The organism is Janibacter anophelis NBRC 107843 (genome assembly GCF_001570945.1).
Lineage (GTDB): Bacteria > Actinomycetota > Actinomycetes > Actinomycetales > Dermatophilaceae > Janibacter > Janibacter anophelis.
On sequence record NZ_BCSQ01000069.1, the window covers coordinates 1 to 15,718 of the forward strand.

Sequence of the window (15,718 nt, forward strand, 5' to 3'; positions counted from 1 at the left end):
GCGCCCATCTCCGCCGGTCGAGGTGCGAGGCCGTCCGCGGCCGACGCCTCGAGACCCGACTCTCCCCCTTCGCTCACGGCGCACTCACCTCACCGAGCGTGACCGTGAAGGTCCGCCCCTGCAACCCCGCCGGCACGTCCTCGGGGACGGCAGCGGTGATGAGCACCTGCTCGCAGTCGGCGATCATCGCCGCGAGCCGCTCCCGACGTCCGGAGTCGAGCTCGGCGAAGACGTCGTCGAGCACGAGCACGGGGTCGTCTCCCAGGTCGTGCCGCAGCAGGTGGTAGGCCGCCAGGCGCAGTCCGAGCGCGAAGGACCACGACTCCCCGTGCGAGGCATAGCCCTTGGCCGGCATCTCCCCGAGCGCGAGGACGAGGTCGTCGCGGTGGGGACCGACGAGGTTGACCCCCCGCTCGACCTCCTGCTCCCGCACCCGCGCCAGCGACTCCAGGAGCATCGTGCGCAGCTCGTCGATCTCCGGCACCTCACCGCGGGCGATCGCCTCGGCGGCCTCCTCATGCAGCGAGCTGCGGTAGACCGCCGTGGCCTCGGACTGGTTGGCGCTCACCTCGCGGTAGGCGTGCTGCAGGTGCGGGACGAGGTCGCGCAGCAGCCGCAGCCGCGCGTAGAGCAGCTGGCTGCCGACGGTCGCGAGGTGGTCGTCCCAGATGTCGAGGGTCCGCACGGCCTCCTCGGCCGCGGCCCTGGGGTCGACCCCCTCGGGTGCCGACTGGCTGCGTCGTCCACGGCGCCGGCCGCCGAGGAGGGCCGCGGCCGACTTCAGCAGCGCGCCACGCTGCTTGAGGATCTTGTCGTAGTCGGAGCGCACCCCGGCCCACCGCGGCTGGCGCTGCACGAGCAGGTCGTCGAGGAAGCGCCGCCGCTCACCCGGGTCCCCCTTGACCAGGGCCAGGTCCTCCGGTGCGAAGAGCACCGTGCGCAGGGTGCCGAGCACGTCGCGGGTGCGGGGCAGGGGGGAGCGGTTGAGCTTGGCCCGGTTGGCCCGCCCCGGCGTGATCTCGAGCTCGACGAGGCTCTCCCGCTCGTCGCGGACGACGGCGCAGCGCACGATCGCGCGGTCCGCGCCGAAGCGCACGAGCGGCTGGTCGGTCGCGACCCGGTGACTCGAGAGCGAGGCGACGTAGCCGATGGCCTCGACGAGGTTGGTCTTGCCCTGGCCGTTGAGGCCGACGAGGGTGGTGATCCCCGGCTCGAGGGCCACCTCTGCGGCGGGATAGCTGCGGAAGTCGCCGATGCTCAGGTGGCGGACGTGCACGTCACTGGGTCGACCCGGACCCGCTCGTCGGGCCGGGCGAGCCGCCGGTGCTCTGCGTGCCGGACGTCGGACCGGCGTCGGCCGCGTCGCCCTGGCTGGCCGCGGCGGGGGACTCCGGCTTGTCGACCTTCTTCTCCTCCTTGGCCTCGCTCGCCGTGGGGGAGGCCACTCCCTTCGCCGCCTCGGCCCGCAGGTCATCGCCCTCGGCGGTCGTCATGACCTGGTGCCCGCCGAACTGGCCGCGCAGCGCCGCGACGGCCTGCATGGCCGGGCTGACCTGCTGCCGCGAGGCGAAGCGCGCGAAGAGCGAGGCGGAGATGACGGGCATCGGCACGGCGTGGGCGATGCCCTCCTCGACGGTCCAGCGCCCCTCGCCGGAGTCGGCGGTGTAGTCGCTGACGTCGTCCATCGTCGGGTTCTCCTCGAGGGCCTTGACCATGAGGTCGAGCAGCCACGAGCGCACGACGGTGCCACGGCTCCACGCCTTGAAGGCGCCCGGGACGTCGGTGACGATGTCCTTCTTCTCCAGCAACTCGTAGCCCTCGGCATATGCGTGCATCAGGCCGTACTCGATGCCGTTGTGCACCATCTTGACGTAGTGCCCGGCACCGACCTCGCCCGCGTGGACGAAGCCTTCGTCGCGCGGACCCTCCGGGCGCAGGGCGTCGAAGATCGGCATGGCCAGCTCCACGTGCTGCGCGTCGCCGCCGACCATGAGGCCGTAGCCGTTGTCCAGGCCCCAGATCCCACCGGATACGCCGCAGTCGAGGTAGCCGACGCCCTGCTCGCCGAGCAGCTCCGCGTTGGGAGCGTCGTCGCTGAAGCGCGAGTTGCCGCCGTCGATGACGAGGTCTCCCGGCTCGAGTCGGTCGGCCAGGTCGGCGATCACCGAGCGGGTGACCTCACCCGCCGGCACCATGACCCACACGACGCGCGGCGCCTGCAGTGCGTCGACCATCGCCTGGACGCTCTCGACGTCCGAGACCTCGGGGTTGGTGTCGTAGCCGACGACCTCGTGGCCGGCACGGCGCACACGCTCGCGCATGTTGCCGCCCATCTTGCCCAGACCGATGAGACCGAGCTGCATTGGAGAGCCTTCCTGACGGGGCACCCTGCGGACCAGGGCGAAGGGGGTCAGCCGGCGAGGCGCACCGGCTGCAGGACGTAGCGGTAGGTCGTGTCGAGCTCGCCGTCCTGGCTGTCCTGGCCGGTGATCATCGCCGGCTTGAGGGGAGCGGTGAAGGACAGCCGGGTGAAGGTCGTGCCGAGCACGCCGAGCCCATCGAGCAGGTAGCCGGGGTTGAAGGCGACCTCGATGTCCGGCCCGTCGACCTTGGCCTCGACGGCTTCGGACGCCTGCGCGTCGTCGCCGGTGCCGGCCTCGATCGTCACCTGGCCGTCACCGAAGCGCAGCCGGACGGGCGTGTTGCGCTCGGTGACCAGCGCGACGCGCTTGACGGCCTCGGTGAGCACCTCGGTGTCGACGACGGCCTCGGTCTCGCTCGAGCTGGGGAAGATCTTGGCGACCTTGGGGTACTCACCGTCGAGCAGACGGCTGGTCGTGTGCCGCTGTCCGGCCTCGAATCCGACCAAGCCGGACCCGCCGGCGGCCGCACCGAGCGAGACCTCGATCGAGCCGGCGGCACCCAGCGCCTTGGCGGTGTCCGAGAGGGTGCGGGCGGGGATGAGCGCGACGTGGCTGGCGTCGGAGGTGTTGGGGCTCCACGTGAGCTCGCGCATCGCGAGCCGGTAGCGGTCGGTGGCCAGGAGAGTGACCTTCTCGCCCTCGATCTCGACGCGCACGCCGGTGAGGATGGGCAGGGTGTCGCCGCGGTCGGCCGCGATCTGCACCTGCTGGACGGCCTGGGTGAAGGCGGTGCCGTCGATGCTGCCGCTGCCCTCGGGGGAGGTCGGCAGCGTCGGGTACTCGTCGGCAGGCATCTGCAGCAGCGCGAAGCGGGAGCTGCCGCAGGTCACCTGGACCTTGGCGCCGTCGGTCGTGACGTCGACCGGCTTGCCGGGCAGGTTGCGCGAGATGTCGGCGAGCAGGCGTCCCAGGACGAGGACGGTGCCGGGCTCGGAGACCTCGGCCGCGACGGTGATCCGCGCGGAGACCTCGTAGTCGAAGGTCGACAGGGTGATCGTGCCGTCATCCGTGGCCTCGATGAGGACACCGGCCAGGACGGGGACCGGCGGACGGTTCGGCAGACCACGGGCCACCCACGTGACCGCCTCGGCCAGCACATCGCGCTCGACGCGGAACTTCACGACAGACCTTCTTTCGCCGCGCCCCTGCGCGCGCTCATCCGAATGACAAGAACAGCCATGCGCAAGCACAGCGCATGGATGGCTGACATTACGCGGTCGAGGCGGTCCCCGTGAACCGAGGTGGGCTTGTCATTTCGAGGGCCGGTCGGGCGTGGTCCACAGGTCGGGCCGCAGTCATGCGTGGGGGAGGAATCGGATGGTTCAAGGTCTCATCGTTGTCATAGGCGGTGTGGACATCGTGGACAACTGCCTGCAGCCCCGTCACGGCGCGGATCCTGCCTGTGGACAGCCGGTGGATGAGCAGGTGCACGAGCGAGCGCGGGTGTGGGCGGACCACGGTCGTCACCAACCCCGCATGCCCCTGCACACGTCGTGCACAGGCTTGTCCTCATGGGGCTGTGGGTGAGCGACCCCTGGATTTCCGGGGATGTGCCGGGCAGCTGCAGCAGGCGATGCCGGACGAAGGGGGTCGCCCCCCCCTGGTGTGGACGACACGCGGGACGTGAGGGGCTCTGCTGTGGACGGCCGCGTCGGCGGTGCCGAAAATTCGGGACTCGTGAGGACCCACAGGAGTTTCCACAGGCTGGGGACATGTGGACAACGCACACCAGGAGCGGATCCGGCCGTGGGTCACGATCGGGTCTCGTCGCCACGCACAGCTGGGGAGAAGCCTGTGGACAACGGTGGATGAGGTGGTGGCCCGGAGCGGAGGACGGTCCTCACGGGCGTGCTGCAGGGAGCGAAGGGGGGTCAGCCGGCCTGTTGCTTGATCCGGTTGGTCAGCTCGGTGACCTGGTTGTAGATGGCCCGTCGCTCACCCATGAGCTCACGGATCTTGCGCTCGGCGTGCATGACGGTCGTGTGGTCGCGGCCGCCGAACTGCTTCCCGATGTTGGGCAGCGACATGTCGGTCAGCTCGCGGCAGAGGTACATCGCGATCTGCCGTGCGGTGACGAGCAGCCGGGTGCGCGAGGCGCTCTGCAGGTCCTCGATGCTCAGCCCGAAGTAGTCGGCCGTCTGCGCCATGATCGTCGCGCTCGAGATCTCGCTCGACTGCTCGTTGGGGATGAGGTCCTTGAGCACGATCTGTGCCAGACCGATGTCCACGGGCTGCCGGTTGAGGCTGGCGAAGGCCGTGACCCGGATGAGGGCGCCCTCCAGCTCGCGGATGTTGGTGCTGATCCGGCTGGCGATGAACTCCAGCACGTCGGCGGGGACCGAGAGCTTCTCCTGGATGGCCTTCTTGCGCAGGATGGCGATCCGGGTCTCGAGGTCGGGCGGCTGCACGTCGGTCAGCAGGCCCCACTCGAAGCGGGAGCGCATGCGCTCCTCGAAGCCCTGGAGCAGCTTCGGTGCCACATCCGAGGTGATGACGACCTGCTTGTTGGCGTTGTGCAGCGTGTTGAAGGTGTGGAAGAACTCCTCCTGGGTCTGCATCTTGCCCTGGAGGAACTGGATGTCGTCGATGAGCAGCACGTCGACGTCGCGGTAGCGGCGCTGGAAGTTGGCCGCCTTGTCGTCGCGGATGCTGTTGATGAAGTCGTTGGTGAACTCCTCGGAGTTCACGTACCGCACCTTGACGTGCGGGTACAGGCTGCGCGCGTAGTGGCCGATGGCGTGCAGCAGGTGGGTCTTGCCCAGACCCGACTCCCCGTAGATGAAGAGCGGGTTGTACGCCTTGGCCGGTGCCTCGGCGACCGCGACGGCGGCGGCGTGGGCGAAGCGGTTGCTCGCTCCGATGACGAAGGTGTCGAAGACGTACTTCGGGTTCAGTCGGGTCAGCTCGACCTCCTCCGGCTCCGGCCGACCACGACGCGACCGGGTGGGCGCCGGCTCGGGGTCCTCGTCGAGCAGGCCGTCGTCACGGTCCTCGACGGGCAGCGTCGAGGACAGGCCCTGGGGGCGCTGCGGCTCGGTGGCCGGCACGTCGGTGTCCGATTCGGGTGCCAGTCCCTCGGTCGGGGGCAGCGGATCGCCGTCGGCGAGGTCCGGGTCGACGGTCACCGCGAGGCGGATCTGTCGACCGAGCTGGTCGGACAGGGCCTGGGTGACGTGGCGGCGCAGCCGCTGCTCGACGAAGTTCTTCGAGAAGTCGTCGGGGACGGCGATCAGCGCGGTGTCGTCGAGGAGGCCGACGAGGCGAGCCATGCTGAGGAAGGCCCTGCGCGTGACGGGGACGCCGTCGGCGTCGAGGGTCTCGAGGGTCGTGCGCCACACCTCACCGAAGTCGACCGCATCGGCCACGGGGCGCACCTCACATCCTGCGGCTCGCGGCCGATCGGGTCACTCTGTCAGCTGTCATCCTGCACCGGCGGTGGGTGCATCCACAAAGTTGTCCACAGACTGTGGGTACAGACGGGGGGCAGGTGGTGAGGGCTGACGCTAACAACACCTCGGGACCCGAGCAAGCCGATCGCACCGGCAATTGGGCGGCAACCGGCGTGTCGTCCCCGTCGTGCGATGCGAGGAGTGGCAGAGTCGGTAATTTCTGCGCGGCGCCGGGCAGGGGTCGGGCGGTTTGACCTCGCGAGAGGCCGTCCCTTACCGTGGACGTCGGCCTGTCGGCCGCTTTCGCATGCCCATGATCCGCCGGACTCCGGTCCGGTCCATGACGTGGGCTTCCGATCGTGGCCGAAGACGGCCGTCGACTTCTGCACCGGGCCCCGGCCCACCGATCATCGGAGACCGCACATGAGCAAGCGCACCTTCCAGCCCAACAACCGTCGCCGCGCCAAGACGCACGGCTTCCGTCTGCGCATGCGCACCCGCGCCGGCCGGGCCATCCTGGCCAACCGCCGCTCCAAGGGCCGCGCCAAGCTCTCCGCCTGACGAGCCGGACGGTGCTGCCCGCGCGGCACCGCCTGACGGACCGCGCGGACTTCGCGGCAACCATCCGGGGACGAGGCGCTCGGCGCCACGGTTCCAGGCTGCTCGTGGTTCATGCCCGTGTGGCGGACGCGACCCAGACCGACGCGCGAGGGGACTCCTCTCCGCGCGTCGGTCTCGTCGTGTCCCGAGCGGTCGGCAACGCCGTGACCCGCACCCGGGTCAAGCGTCGACTGCGGGCGCAGGTCGCCCCCTTCGTCCCGCAGCTGCCCGCCGGCACGGACCTGGTCATCCGGGCCAACCCGGCCGCGGCGGAGGCCACGAGCGCCGAGATCAGCGAGGCCCTGCGGCACTGCCTGCGTGACCTGGTCGTTGGAGAGGGACCATGAGGTTCCTCGCGCTGCCGCTCATCTGGCTCGTCCGCGGGTACCAGCTGCTCGTCTCGCCCCTGCTGCCCCCCTCGTGTCGCTACTTCCCGAGCTGCTCCGCCTACGGCGTGACCGCCCTGCAGCGGTTCGGGCTCGTGTGCGGCGGCTACCTGACCGTGCACCGGCTCCTGCGGTGCAACCCCTGGTCCGCCGGGGGCATCGACCACGTGCCCGAGACCTGGGCGCAGCGCGGATCGCCTGACCTGGCGACACCGCGCTACGCCGACGTCGAGGAGCACGACGACGGCGTCGACACCGGCGCCACCGACCGAAGGACGTTCACCACGTGAGCTTCAGCGACATCATGTACCCCTTCGAGTGGCTCGTCGCCTGGATCATGTATCTGTGGCACGGGGCGCTCACCGCGATCGGCCTGCCCGAGGCCAACGGCTGGACGTGGACGCTGTCCATCGTCGGTCTCGTGGTCGTCATGCGCGCCGCGCTGATCCCGCTCTTCGTCAAGCAGATCCATGCCTCGCGCAAGATGCAGCTCATCCAGCCCGAGATGGCCAAGATCCAGGCCAAGTACAAGGGCAAGAACGACCCTGAGTCCCGTCAGAAGATGACGGAAGAGACGATGGCGCTCTACAAGGACAGCGGGACCAACCCGTTCGCGTCCTGCCTGCCGATCCTCGCCCAGTCGCCCTTCTTCTTCGGCCTCTTCCGGGTCCTGAACAGCCTCGACGAGATCGGGGCCGGGGCCAAGGAGGGCATCGGCCCGATCACCCAGCAGGTGGCGGCCCAGGCCGAGTCGTCGACGATCTTCGGCGCCCAGCTGTCCGACCAGTTCATGGGCTCGGAGACGCTCACGGTCAAGATCGTCACGGTCGTGCTCATCATCCTCATGTCGGCGACGACCTTCACGACCCAGTACCAGCTGATGCGCAAGAACATGCCGGCGTCCGCGCTGGAGGGTCAGTTCGCCCAGCAGCAGAAGATCATGCTGTACCTCTTCCCGATCATCTTCGCCGTCTCCGGCGTCTACTTCCCGATCGGTGTCCTCATCTACTGGTTCACGACGAACCTGTGGACCATGTGCCAGCAGTTCTACGTCATCCGCCGCATGCCCGCGCCCGGATCGGCTGCGGAGAAGGCGATGCAGGAGCGTCGCCGCAAGGCCGGCAAGCCGATCGACACCCCGGAGGAGATCCGGGAGCGCAAGCACGACGCGGAGATGGCCGAGGAGCTGGCGGCGAAGGGCGTCATCTCGGGTCAGCGCCAACAGCCGACCTCGAAGAAGCGCGCCAAGAAGAAGAAGAAGTAGCCGGGTCTGCGCGCCTGACGCAGGGGGCTCCGGCCCCCGCGGCGCGCACCCGCCACCGACCGCAGTCCCGGCCGCCCCAGAGCGACCCGCCACAGCCAGGAGAGAGCATATGAGCGAGAACCCCACGACCGACGTCGCGGAGCAGGAGCAGACCACTGAAGGGTCCGTGCCCACCGAGACGGAGCAGGCACCCCAGCGGTCGACCCGGCGCGAGCTGCTCGAGCGCGAGGGTGAGGTCGCCGCCGACTTCCTCGAGACGCTGCTCGACATCGCCGACCTCGATGGGGACATCGACCTCGACATCGACGGCGACCGTGCCGCGGTGGCCATCGTCGACTCCGAGGAGGGGCGCGTCCCGCGCCGCCTCGTCGGTCAGGACGGCAAGGTGCTCGAGGCGCTGCAGGAGTTGACCCGGCTCGCGGTGCAGTCGGCGACCGGAGACCGCAGCCGTCTCATGCTCGACGTCGCCGGCCACCGCGCGGCCCGTCGTGCGGAGCTGGTTGAGATCGCCCGGTCGGCGGTCTCGCAGGTCAAGGAGACCGGAGAGTCCGTCGACCTGGACCCGATGAGTGCCTTCGAGCGGAAGGTCGTGCACGACGAGGTCCTCGCTGCCGGTCTGGTGTCCGACTCCTCCGGCACCGAGCCGCGGCGCCACGTCGTCGTGCACCCGGCCGAGGACGACCAGACCGAGGCGACGAGCGACGCGACTCCCGAGGCGTGACGTCGTGTCCGTTTCACGTGAAACGCTGGACTCATGACGACTGAGATCCCGCAGGCACCGCAGGGCGCCCACCGATGCTTCGGTGGGCGCCTTGCCCGTGCCGAGCAGTTCGCCGCGATCCTCGCCGACACGGGAGTGAGCCACGGCCTCATCGGCCCGCGGGAGGTGCCCATCCTGTGGGAGCGCCACGTGCTCAACTGCGCGGTCATCGAGGACGCCTTCCCACAGGGGGCGCGACTCATCGACGTCGGGTCGGGTGCCGGCCTGCCCGGTGTGGCCGTCGCGATCGCCCGGCCGGACCTCGACGTCCATCTCGTCGAGCCGATGCTGCGGCGCACCGAATGGCTGAGTGACACGGTCACCCAGCTCGGTCTGGACAATGTCACGGTCCACCGCGGTCGTGCCGAGGAGTTACACGGGCAGCTGAGCGCTCCCTTCGTCACCGCCCGGGCCGTCGCCCGACTCGACAAGCTCGCGCGCTGGTGCCTGCCGCTCACCGAGCCAGGCGGTCGCCTCGTCGCGATGAAGGGACGGTCGGCGGCCGAGGAGCTCGCAGCCGCGACCAAGGTCCTGCGCCGCCTCGGTGTCGTGAGCAGCTCGGTGACCGAGCACGGTCACGGGATTGTGGATGAACCCACGCTGACTGTGGATTGCGTCAAGGACGACCGCAGCTGAACGGCGGGCGGTCCCGCGGGTGACGCCGGATGCGGGCGAGGGACGTGACGTCGTCACGAACGCTGTGGCCCGCCCGGCTCTAGGGACACGACCCCGTGCTCCACGGGGAAGCATGCCCACCACGGGCGCCGTTTCACGTGAAACGGCGCCCGTGGTGTTTCACGTGAAACGGCTCGGTTGTCCACAGCGGGTGGTGGACAACTTTCGCCACGTCCGCCTCGTGCACCCACGATGGCGGACTCCTGGGACAGGGAGCGTCGACTGCGTCGCCGCGGCCGCGCGTCCCTTTTGGCGTGTCGGCCCCTCGTGGGGTTGTATGGCTGGGCTCGCAGTCCCACAGGAGGAAACGTCTCGGTGACATCCACACGATCCGTAACGCCGGGTATCGGCTGGCCGGCGCTGGCCGGAACGCTGGACTCGTCACCGTTGGGCTGGCTCACGCGCCACTCCGAGGCGCCTGTCGCACTCACTGAGGACCTCCCGCGTGAGGTCGCAGCGCTGGCTGCCGGACCGGTCGCGACGCCCGTCGAGACGGCACCGCCCGCTGGGCCTGCTCCGGACGCCGACCCTGCGCCGGAGCCCGAACGCACCACCGAGGCGGTGACGCAGACGGAGGCCGGGGCCGACACCGAGCCGACCCTGCCGCGTCCGGCGCAGCCGCGGATCATCACGGTCTCGAACCAGAAGGGTGGTGTCGGCAAGACGACCACCGCCGTCAACATCGCCGCCGCCTTGGCGCAGGCGGGGCTGCGCGTGCTGCTCATCGACACCGACCCCCAGGGCAACGCGAGCACGGCGCTCAACATCGACCACCATGCCGACGTCCCGAGCATCTACGACGTGCTCGTCGACGGCACTGCCATCGGTGACGTGATCCAGCCGTGCCCGGACGTGGACAACCTGTGGTGCGTCCCCGCGACCATCGACCTGGCCGGCGCGGAGATCGAGCTCGTCTCGCTCGTCGCGCGGGAGAGCCGGATGGCCAAGGCGATCGACCAGTGGTTCACGGCGCGGGAGACGGCCGGCGAGCCGCGGATCGACTACGTCCTCATCGACTGCCCCCCGAGCCTGGGGCTGCTGACGGTCAACGCCTTCGTCGCGGCCCGCGAGGTGCTCATCCCCATCCAGTGCGAGTACTACGCACTCGAGGGCCTGAGCCAGCTGCTCAACAACATCCAGCTGATCCAGACCCACCTGAACTCCGCCCTGCACGTCTCGACCATCCTGCTGACGATGTACGACGGACGCACCCGCCTGTCCGCCCAGGTGGCCGACGAGGTGCGCGAGCACTTCGCCGACCAGGTCCTCGCGACCACCGTCCCCCGCTCGGTGCGGGTCTCGGAGGCGCCCAGCCACGGCCAGACCGTGATCACGTACGACCCGCAGAGCACCGGCGCCAGGTGCTATCGCGACGCAGCAGCCGAGATCGCCCACCGGGGCGCCGAGACGAAGGACAACGCATGAGTGAGAAGCGACGGGGACTCGGTCGTGGTCTCGGGGCCCTGATCCCGGATGCCGGTTCGGCCGGCCGCGGAGTGGAGCGTCCCGTTGACGTCTTCTTCCGCGACCAGGACCGCACCCCGGGTGTGCCCAACACCGCGGCCGGCATGCTCGCCGACGCCACGGCTACCACCGGCCCGCTCGGCACGGGCCACGCCCCGGGAACGGCTGCCCCCGACCCCACCGGCACCGGTGCCCCCGCCACCGGTGGCCCGGCCGACACCGGCGGCGCTGCCCAGGAGGCCGCGGCCTCCGACGACGGCCTCGCCCCGGTCCCCGGCGCGACGTACGCAGAGGTCCCGCTCTCCGCGATCCGACCCAACCCGCGCCAGCCGCGCACCGTCTTCGACGAGGACGACATGGCCGAGCTGGTGCACTCCATCCGTGAGATCGGTGTGCTGCAGCCCGTCGTCGTGCGTCGTGTCGACGCGGTGGACGGTGTCGAGTTCGAGCTCATCATGGGTGAGCGGCGCTGGCGGGCGAGCAAGGAGGCCGACCGCGAGAGCATCCCGGCGATCATCAAGGCGACGGAGGACGACGACCTCCTGCGGGACGCCCTGCTGGAGAACCTCCACCGCAGCAACCTCAACGCGCTCGAGGAGGCGGCGGCCTACCAGCAGCTCCTCGACGACTTCGGTTGCACCCAGGAGGAGCTCGCCGGACGCATCGGCCGCTCCCGCCCCCAGATCTCCAACACCCTGCGCCTGCTGCGCCTGCCGCCACTCGTCGCCCGACGGGTCGCCGCCGGTGTGCTGAGCGCCGGGCACGCCCGCGCGCTGCTCACCCTCGATGACGGTGCCCAGATGGAGCGCCTCGCCCAGCGCATCGTCGCCGAGGGCCTGTCGGTGCGCAGCGTCGAGGAGATCGTCGCGCTCGGACTCGACCCGGAGAAGGAGCGCCGGGCCGCTCCCCGAGCCGGTCGTCACCACCCCCAGCTCGACGACCTGGCCGGCAGGCTCAGCGACCGCCTCGACACCCGGGTCAAGATCAACCTCGGCCAGCGCAAGGGGCGGATGACGATCGAGTTCGCCTCCATGGAGGACCTGCACCGGGTCCTCGACCAGATGGGCGTCCCCACCGACGACGCCTGAGCCCCCACGCGGTGCACGACGACGAAAGCCGCACCCGGGGAGGGTCGTCCCGACTCACGGCCTGAGCTTGCGTAGGCCCTGGGGGACAGCCCTCCGCCGGGTGCGGCGTAGGTCAGAGTGCGCCAACAACGTTGCGGCGCAACGGAACTCAGCCCACGAAGGGGTCGAGCTCCTTGACGATCTTCGGCTTCGGCATGGCGCCGACGAGGGTCTTGACGACCTCACCGTTCTGGAAGACGTACATCGACGGGATCGACGTGATGCCGTAGCGGGCGGTGACCTGCGGGTTGGCGTCGGTGTCGAGCTTGACGATCTTCAGCTTGCCCTCGTACTGCCCGGACAGCTCCTCCAGGACGGGAGCAACGGCGCGGCACGGACCGCACCAGGTGGCCCAGAAGTCGACGAGGACCGGCACGTCGCTCTTGAGGACGTCCTGGTCGAAGGTTGCGTCGGTGGTCGGGGTGGTGGCCATGTCTGTCTCCTTGTGTCTCGGTGGTCTGGTGGTCAGCGGGCGCCGACGGTGCCGGCGACGGGGTGGTCCTGGGCGATGAGGGCCTGGTCCTGCGCCGGGGATCCGGCCTCCTCGCGCGCGGCGAGCCAGCGCTCGGCGTCGAGGGCGGCAGCACAACCGGAGCCGGCCGCGGTGATCGCCTGGCGGTAGGTGTGGTCGACGAGGTCGCCGGCGGCGAAGACACCGTCGACGTTGGTGCGCGACGAGCGCCCGTCGACGAGCACGTAGCCCTCGGCGTCGAGGTCGACGACGCCCCGGACCAGCTCGTTGCGCGGGTCGTGGCCGATGGCGACGAAGAGGCCGGTCGCCTCGAGCTCGCGGGTCTCGCCGGTCACGGTGTCGCGCAGGGTCACGCCGGTGACCTTGTCCTCGCCGTGGATCGCGGTGACCTCGCTGTTCCACGCGAAACGGATCTTGTCGTTGGCGTGGGCACGGTCGGCCATGATCTTGCTGGCGCGCAGCTCGTCGCGGCGGTGGACGATGGTGACCGAACGGGCGAACTTCGTCAGGAAGGTGGCCTCCTCGACGGCGGAGTCACCGCCGCCGACGACGACGATGTCCTGCTCACGGAAGAAGAAGCCGTCACACGTGGCACACCAGCTGACGCCGTGTCCGGAGAGGCGCTTCTCGTCGGGCAGCCCGAGCTCGCGATAGGCAGAGCCCATCGCGAGGATGACCGCGTGGGCGCGGTGGGTGGTTCCCTCACCGTCGGTGACGGTCTTGATCGGGCCGTCGAGCTCGACGGCGGTCACGTCGTCGGTGATGATCTCCGTGCCGAAGCGCTCGGCCTGGGCCCGCATGTTGAGCATGAGGTCGGGACCCATGATGCCGTCGGTGAACCCCGGGAAGTTCTCCACGTCGGTGGTGTTCATCAGGGCGCCACCCGCGGTGACCGAGCCCTCGAACATCAGCGGCTCGAGGTTGGCCCGGGCGGCGTAGACGGCCGCGGTGTATCCCGCAGGACCGGAGCCGATGATGATGAGGTTGCGGATGTCGGTGCTGGCGTCGGCCACGAAGTGTCCTTGCATGTGGGTCGGAGGTGCGCCGGGAGCGCTCGGTCTGACGATGACAACGCCATCGTAGGTCGGTCTGTTCCTCCATGGCACCGCGTGCCCGGACTCAGCGGCGCGGGACCTCGACGGACTCGGGCCAGATGGGCTCGCACCCGGGGGTGACGGCCCAGGCGCGCGCCGGACCGTCCGGCGGGCTGTCGCCGATGAGCAGCAACCCGTCACGACCGTCGAATCGCGCCACGTCGATGACGACCGCCTGCATCTGCGGCTGGCCGAGGCGCCCGAGGCAGTCGGTGGCGCCGGCGGCGGTCGTCAGGGTGCCGAGCGCCTTGTCATTGGTGTTGTCGGGGAACTCGGTGGGGTTCTCCAGGAGCTTGGCGGCCGTGTCGGCGACCCCGGCGCGCGTGTAGTCGGTGCCGCTCGCCGTCACGACGAAGGCAGGCACCTCGTCGTCGGCGGAGGCCGTCGCGGACGAGTCCGAGCGCTCGCTGGACCCGCCGGCCTCGTCGGAGGCAGCCGCGCTCTGCTCGGGCGCGGCGGAGGAGGCGTCCTCGCCACCGCTGTCGCGCAGCATCAGTCCGCCGACACCGAGGGCGACGACGGTCGCGGCCGCCGCACCGAGGATCCACGGTGCACCCGAGCGACGACGGCGAAGGGGGCGTCCCCCTTCGTCGTCCATCGTGCGCCAGAAGGTCGAGGAATCACCGGACGCGTCACCTGCGGACTCCCCGGCTCGGGCCGCCTGCTCGTCGGCGAGGCTGGCGCGGATGCGCTCGTTGAGGTCGGCGGGCATGGGACCGCTCTCCTTGAGCCCGGCAAGCAGGTGCCGCATGCCCGTGGGGTCGTTGTCGTCAGTCATGGCCACCTCCGTTCGGGTCGTCGTGCTCTCGTGTGTCTGACGTGTCGGAGCGTTGCGAGGTTCCCTTCGGGCCGAAGCCGGCCTCGCCCAGGGCCCGACCGATCGCCTCCCGGCCGCGGGAGCAGCGTGACTTGACCGTGCCCGGCGCGATGTCGAGGATCTCGGCCGCTTCGGCGACCGGCACCCCGTGCATGTCGACGAGCACCAGGGCCAGCCGCTGCCCCTCGGGCAGCGCGTGGAGGGCCTCGTGGACGGCCAACCGGGTGTCGACCCGCCCCGTGGCGTCGGGTGTCGGCGGGGCCAGCCGGACGACCTCGTCGGTCAGCTCGCTCGTGGGCCGGACCCGGCGGGTCAGGTCGATGCAGGCGTTGACGATGATCCGGTGCAGCCAGGTCGTGACGGCGGCGTCGCCGCGGTAGCCCTCGGCGCGGCGGAAGGCCGAGACGAAGCCGTCCTGCACGGCCTCGGCGGCCATCTCGCGGTCACCGCAGACGCCGACGGCCACGGCCCACATCCGGTCGCGGTGTCGACGGTAGATCTCCGCAAAGGCATCCGGATCGCCGTCGACGTGCCGCCGCATCAGCTCGCGGTCGTCGACGTCGGCCAGTGCAGTGCTGGTCACGGCAGCCACCTCAGCGGACGACGATCTCGCCGAGGGCGGCCCGGTAGCGTCCGTCGTCGCTGGGTGCGAGCGAGGTGAACCACACGGTGACGTACTGGGCGTTGACGTCGGACGTGGGTTGCAGCACGACCTGGCCCTGGCGGCCCTGCGTCTGACCGACCTGGGTGCCGCTGTTGGTCGCCGCGTCGCCGGCGTAGACGGTCGCCTGCGACGTCGTGGGCAGCTCGAGCGTCACCGAGCTGATCTTCTGCGCCTGACCGAGGTCGACGGTGATGCCGACGCCCTGCTTGACCCCGCCGAAGGTCTCGCTCTCGTATCCCTCGGTGGTCCAGGCGGTGGTGGGGTCACCGTCGTAGACCCGCGGGACCTCGGCATTGTGCTCGGCCCCGTCACCGGGCGGCGGGTCGAAGCCGACGGCGTTGATGATGCCCAGGGGCTCACTCCCGCCATCGCCACCGCCGGAGGTGTCCCCGCTGCCGCCGGACGTGGACTCGGTCGTCGGGGCCGAGGTCGTCCCGTCGGCGCCGAGGATGCGGCCCAGGTCGGTGCCCGACCCGATCCGTGATGTGCCGATGCCGCCGATGAGACAGGCCAGGGCCACGAATCCGGCCATGAGCATCAGCACGAGGTTGGACTGGCTGCGGCTCGGTGGTGCGCCCGCCTC

The 15,718-nt window shown here is 70.4% G+C and carries 17 protein-coding genes; 8 read left to right on the forward strand and 9 right to left on the reverse strand.

Going from position 1 to position 15,718, the window contains the following annotated elements; genetic code table 11:
• Positions 1 to 73: 73 nt before the first annotated feature.
• From recF to dnaA, 4 genes are all read right to left on the reverse strand, one after another.
• A complete protein-coding gene (gene recF / locus JAN01S_RS14530) occupies positions 74 to 1,276 on the reverse strand; it encodes a DNA replication/repair protein RecF (protein WP_068319327.1) in 1,203 nt (400 codons plus the stop codon).
• Between the two features lies 1 nt (position 1,277).
• Positions 1,278 to 2,363, reverse strand: a complete 1,086-nt coding sequence (gene gnd, locus JAN01S_RS14535; RefSeq protein WP_068319328.1) for a phosphogluconate dehydrogenase (NAD(+)-dependent, decarboxylating) — start codon at positions 2,361 to 2,363, stop codon at positions 1,278 to 1,280.
• Positions 2,364 to 2,410: 47 nt separating this feature from the next.
• Positions 2,411 to 3,544, reverse strand: coding sequence for a DNA polymerase III subunit beta (gene dnaN / locus JAN01S_RS14540; protein WP_068319329.1), 1,134 nt, complete (start codon positions 3,542 to 3,544; stop codon positions 2,411 to 2,413).
• Positions 3,545 to 4,294: 750 nt separating this feature from the next.
• The gene (gene dnaA / locus JAN01S_RS14545) at positions 4,295 to 5,788 is read right to left on the reverse strand and encodes a chromosomal replication initiator protein DnaA (RefSeq protein ID WP_068319330.1); all 1,494 of its coding nucleotides are present in this window, start codon (positions 5,786 to 5,788) and stop codon (positions 4,295 to 4,297) included.
• A gap of 447 nt (positions 5,789 to 6,235) precedes the next feature.
• Here dnaA and rpmH point away from each other — a divergent pair, with 447 nt between their 5' ends.
• The 8 genes from rpmH (at position 6,236) to JAN01S_RS14585 (ending at position 12,049) form a co-directional block, all read left to right on the forward strand.
• Positions 6,236 to 6,373, forward strand: coding sequence for a 50S ribosomal protein L34 (gene rpmH / locus JAN01S_RS14550; protein ID WP_068319331.1), 138 nt, complete (start codon positions 6,236 to 6,238; stop codon positions 6,371 to 6,373).
• 11 nt (positions 6,374 to 6,384) lie between these two features.
• Positions 6,385 to 6,759: a ribonuclease P protein component gene (rnpA, locus tag JAN01S_RS14555; protein ID WP_068319332.1), complete on the forward strand. Its 375-nt coding sequence runs from the start codon at positions 6,385 to 6,387 to the stop codon at positions 6,757 to 6,759.
• Positions 6,756 to 7,088, forward strand: a complete 333-nt coding sequence (gene yidD, locus JAN01S_RS14560; protein ID WP_084360290.1) for a membrane protein insertion efficiency factor YidD — start codon at positions 6,756 to 6,758, stop codon at positions 7,086 to 7,088. Before rnpA ends, yidD begins: the two co-directional genes overlap by 4 nt.
• The gene (gene yidC, locus JAN01S_RS14565) at positions 7,085 to 8,062 is read left to right on the forward strand and encodes a membrane protein insertase YidC (RefSeq protein WP_084360291.1); all 978 of its coding nucleotides are present in this window, start codon (positions 7,085 to 7,087) and stop codon (positions 8,060 to 8,062) included. The genes yidD and yidC overlap by 4 nt, the downstream gene beginning before the upstream one ends.
• Positions 8,063 to 8,171: 109 nt before the next feature.
• Positions 8,172 to 8,783, forward strand: coding sequence for a Jag family protein (locus JAN01S_RS14570; RefSeq protein WP_068319333.1), 612 nt, complete (start codon positions 8,172 to 8,174; stop codon positions 8,781 to 8,783).
• Positions 8,784 to 8,816: 33 nt separating this feature from the next.
• Entirely contained in the window at positions 8,817 to 9,458 is a 642-nt protein-coding gene (gene rsmG, locus JAN01S_RS14575) for a 16S rRNA (guanine(527)-N(7))-methyltransferase RsmG (RefSeq protein WP_068319334.1), read from the forward strand.
• Positions 9,459 to 10,058: 600 nt separating this feature from the next.
• On the forward strand, positions 10,059 to 10,922 hold the full coding sequence (locus tag JAN01S_RS14580; RefSeq protein WP_068319341.1) for a ParA family protein: 864 nt from the start codon (positions 10,059 to 10,061) through the stop codon (positions 10,920 to 10,922).
• Positions 10,919 to 12,049 carry a ParB/RepB/Spo0J family partition protein gene (locus JAN01S_RS14585; protein ID WP_068319335.1) on the forward strand — a complete coding sequence of 377 codons (1,131 nt, stop codon included), beginning with the start codon at positions 10,919 to 10,921 and terminating at the stop codon, positions 12,047 to 12,049. Before JAN01S_RS14580 ends, JAN01S_RS14585 begins: the two co-directional genes overlap by 4 nt.
• Before the next feature lie 148 nt (positions 12,050 to 12,197).
• Here the strand turns inward: JAN01S_RS14585 and trxA are convergent, their stop codons facing one another.
• The 5 genes from trxA to JAN01S_RS17225 all read right to left on the reverse strand — a co-directional run.
• Positions 12,198 to 12,521, reverse strand: coding sequence for a thioredoxin (trxA, locus tag JAN01S_RS14590; RefSeq protein ID WP_068319336.1), 324 nt, complete (start codon positions 12,519 to 12,521; stop codon positions 12,198 to 12,200).
• 32 nt (positions 12,522 to 12,553) lie between these two features.
• Positions 12,554 to 13,573 (reverse strand): thioredoxin-disulfide reductase, encoded by a 1,020-nt coding sequence (trxB, locus tag JAN01S_RS14595; protein ID WP_244884857.1) that lies wholly within the window; start codon positions 13,571 to 13,573, stop codon positions 12,554 to 12,556.
• 106 nt (positions 13,574 to 13,679) lie between these two features.
• Positions 13,680 to 14,432, reverse strand: a complete 753-nt coding sequence (locus tag JAN01S_RS14600) for an RsmA family anti-sigma factor (RefSeq protein ID WP_157075776.1) — start codon at positions 14,430 to 14,432, stop codon at positions 13,680 to 13,682.
• Positions 14,425 to 15,054 carry an RNA polymerase sigma factor SigM gene (sigM, locus tag JAN01S_RS14605; RefSeq protein WP_084360293.1) on the reverse strand — a complete coding sequence of 210 codons (630 nt, stop codon included), beginning with the start codon at positions 15,052 to 15,054 and terminating at the stop codon, positions 14,425 to 14,427. Before sigM ends, JAN01S_RS14600 begins: the two co-directional genes overlap by 8 nt.
• 10 nt (positions 15,055 to 15,064) lie before the next feature.
• Positions 15,065 to 15,718: discoidin/SUN/FTP domain-containing protein (locus JAN01S_RS17225; RefSeq protein WP_218000055.1), on the reverse strand; the 654-nt coding region annotated here is incomplete at its 5' end.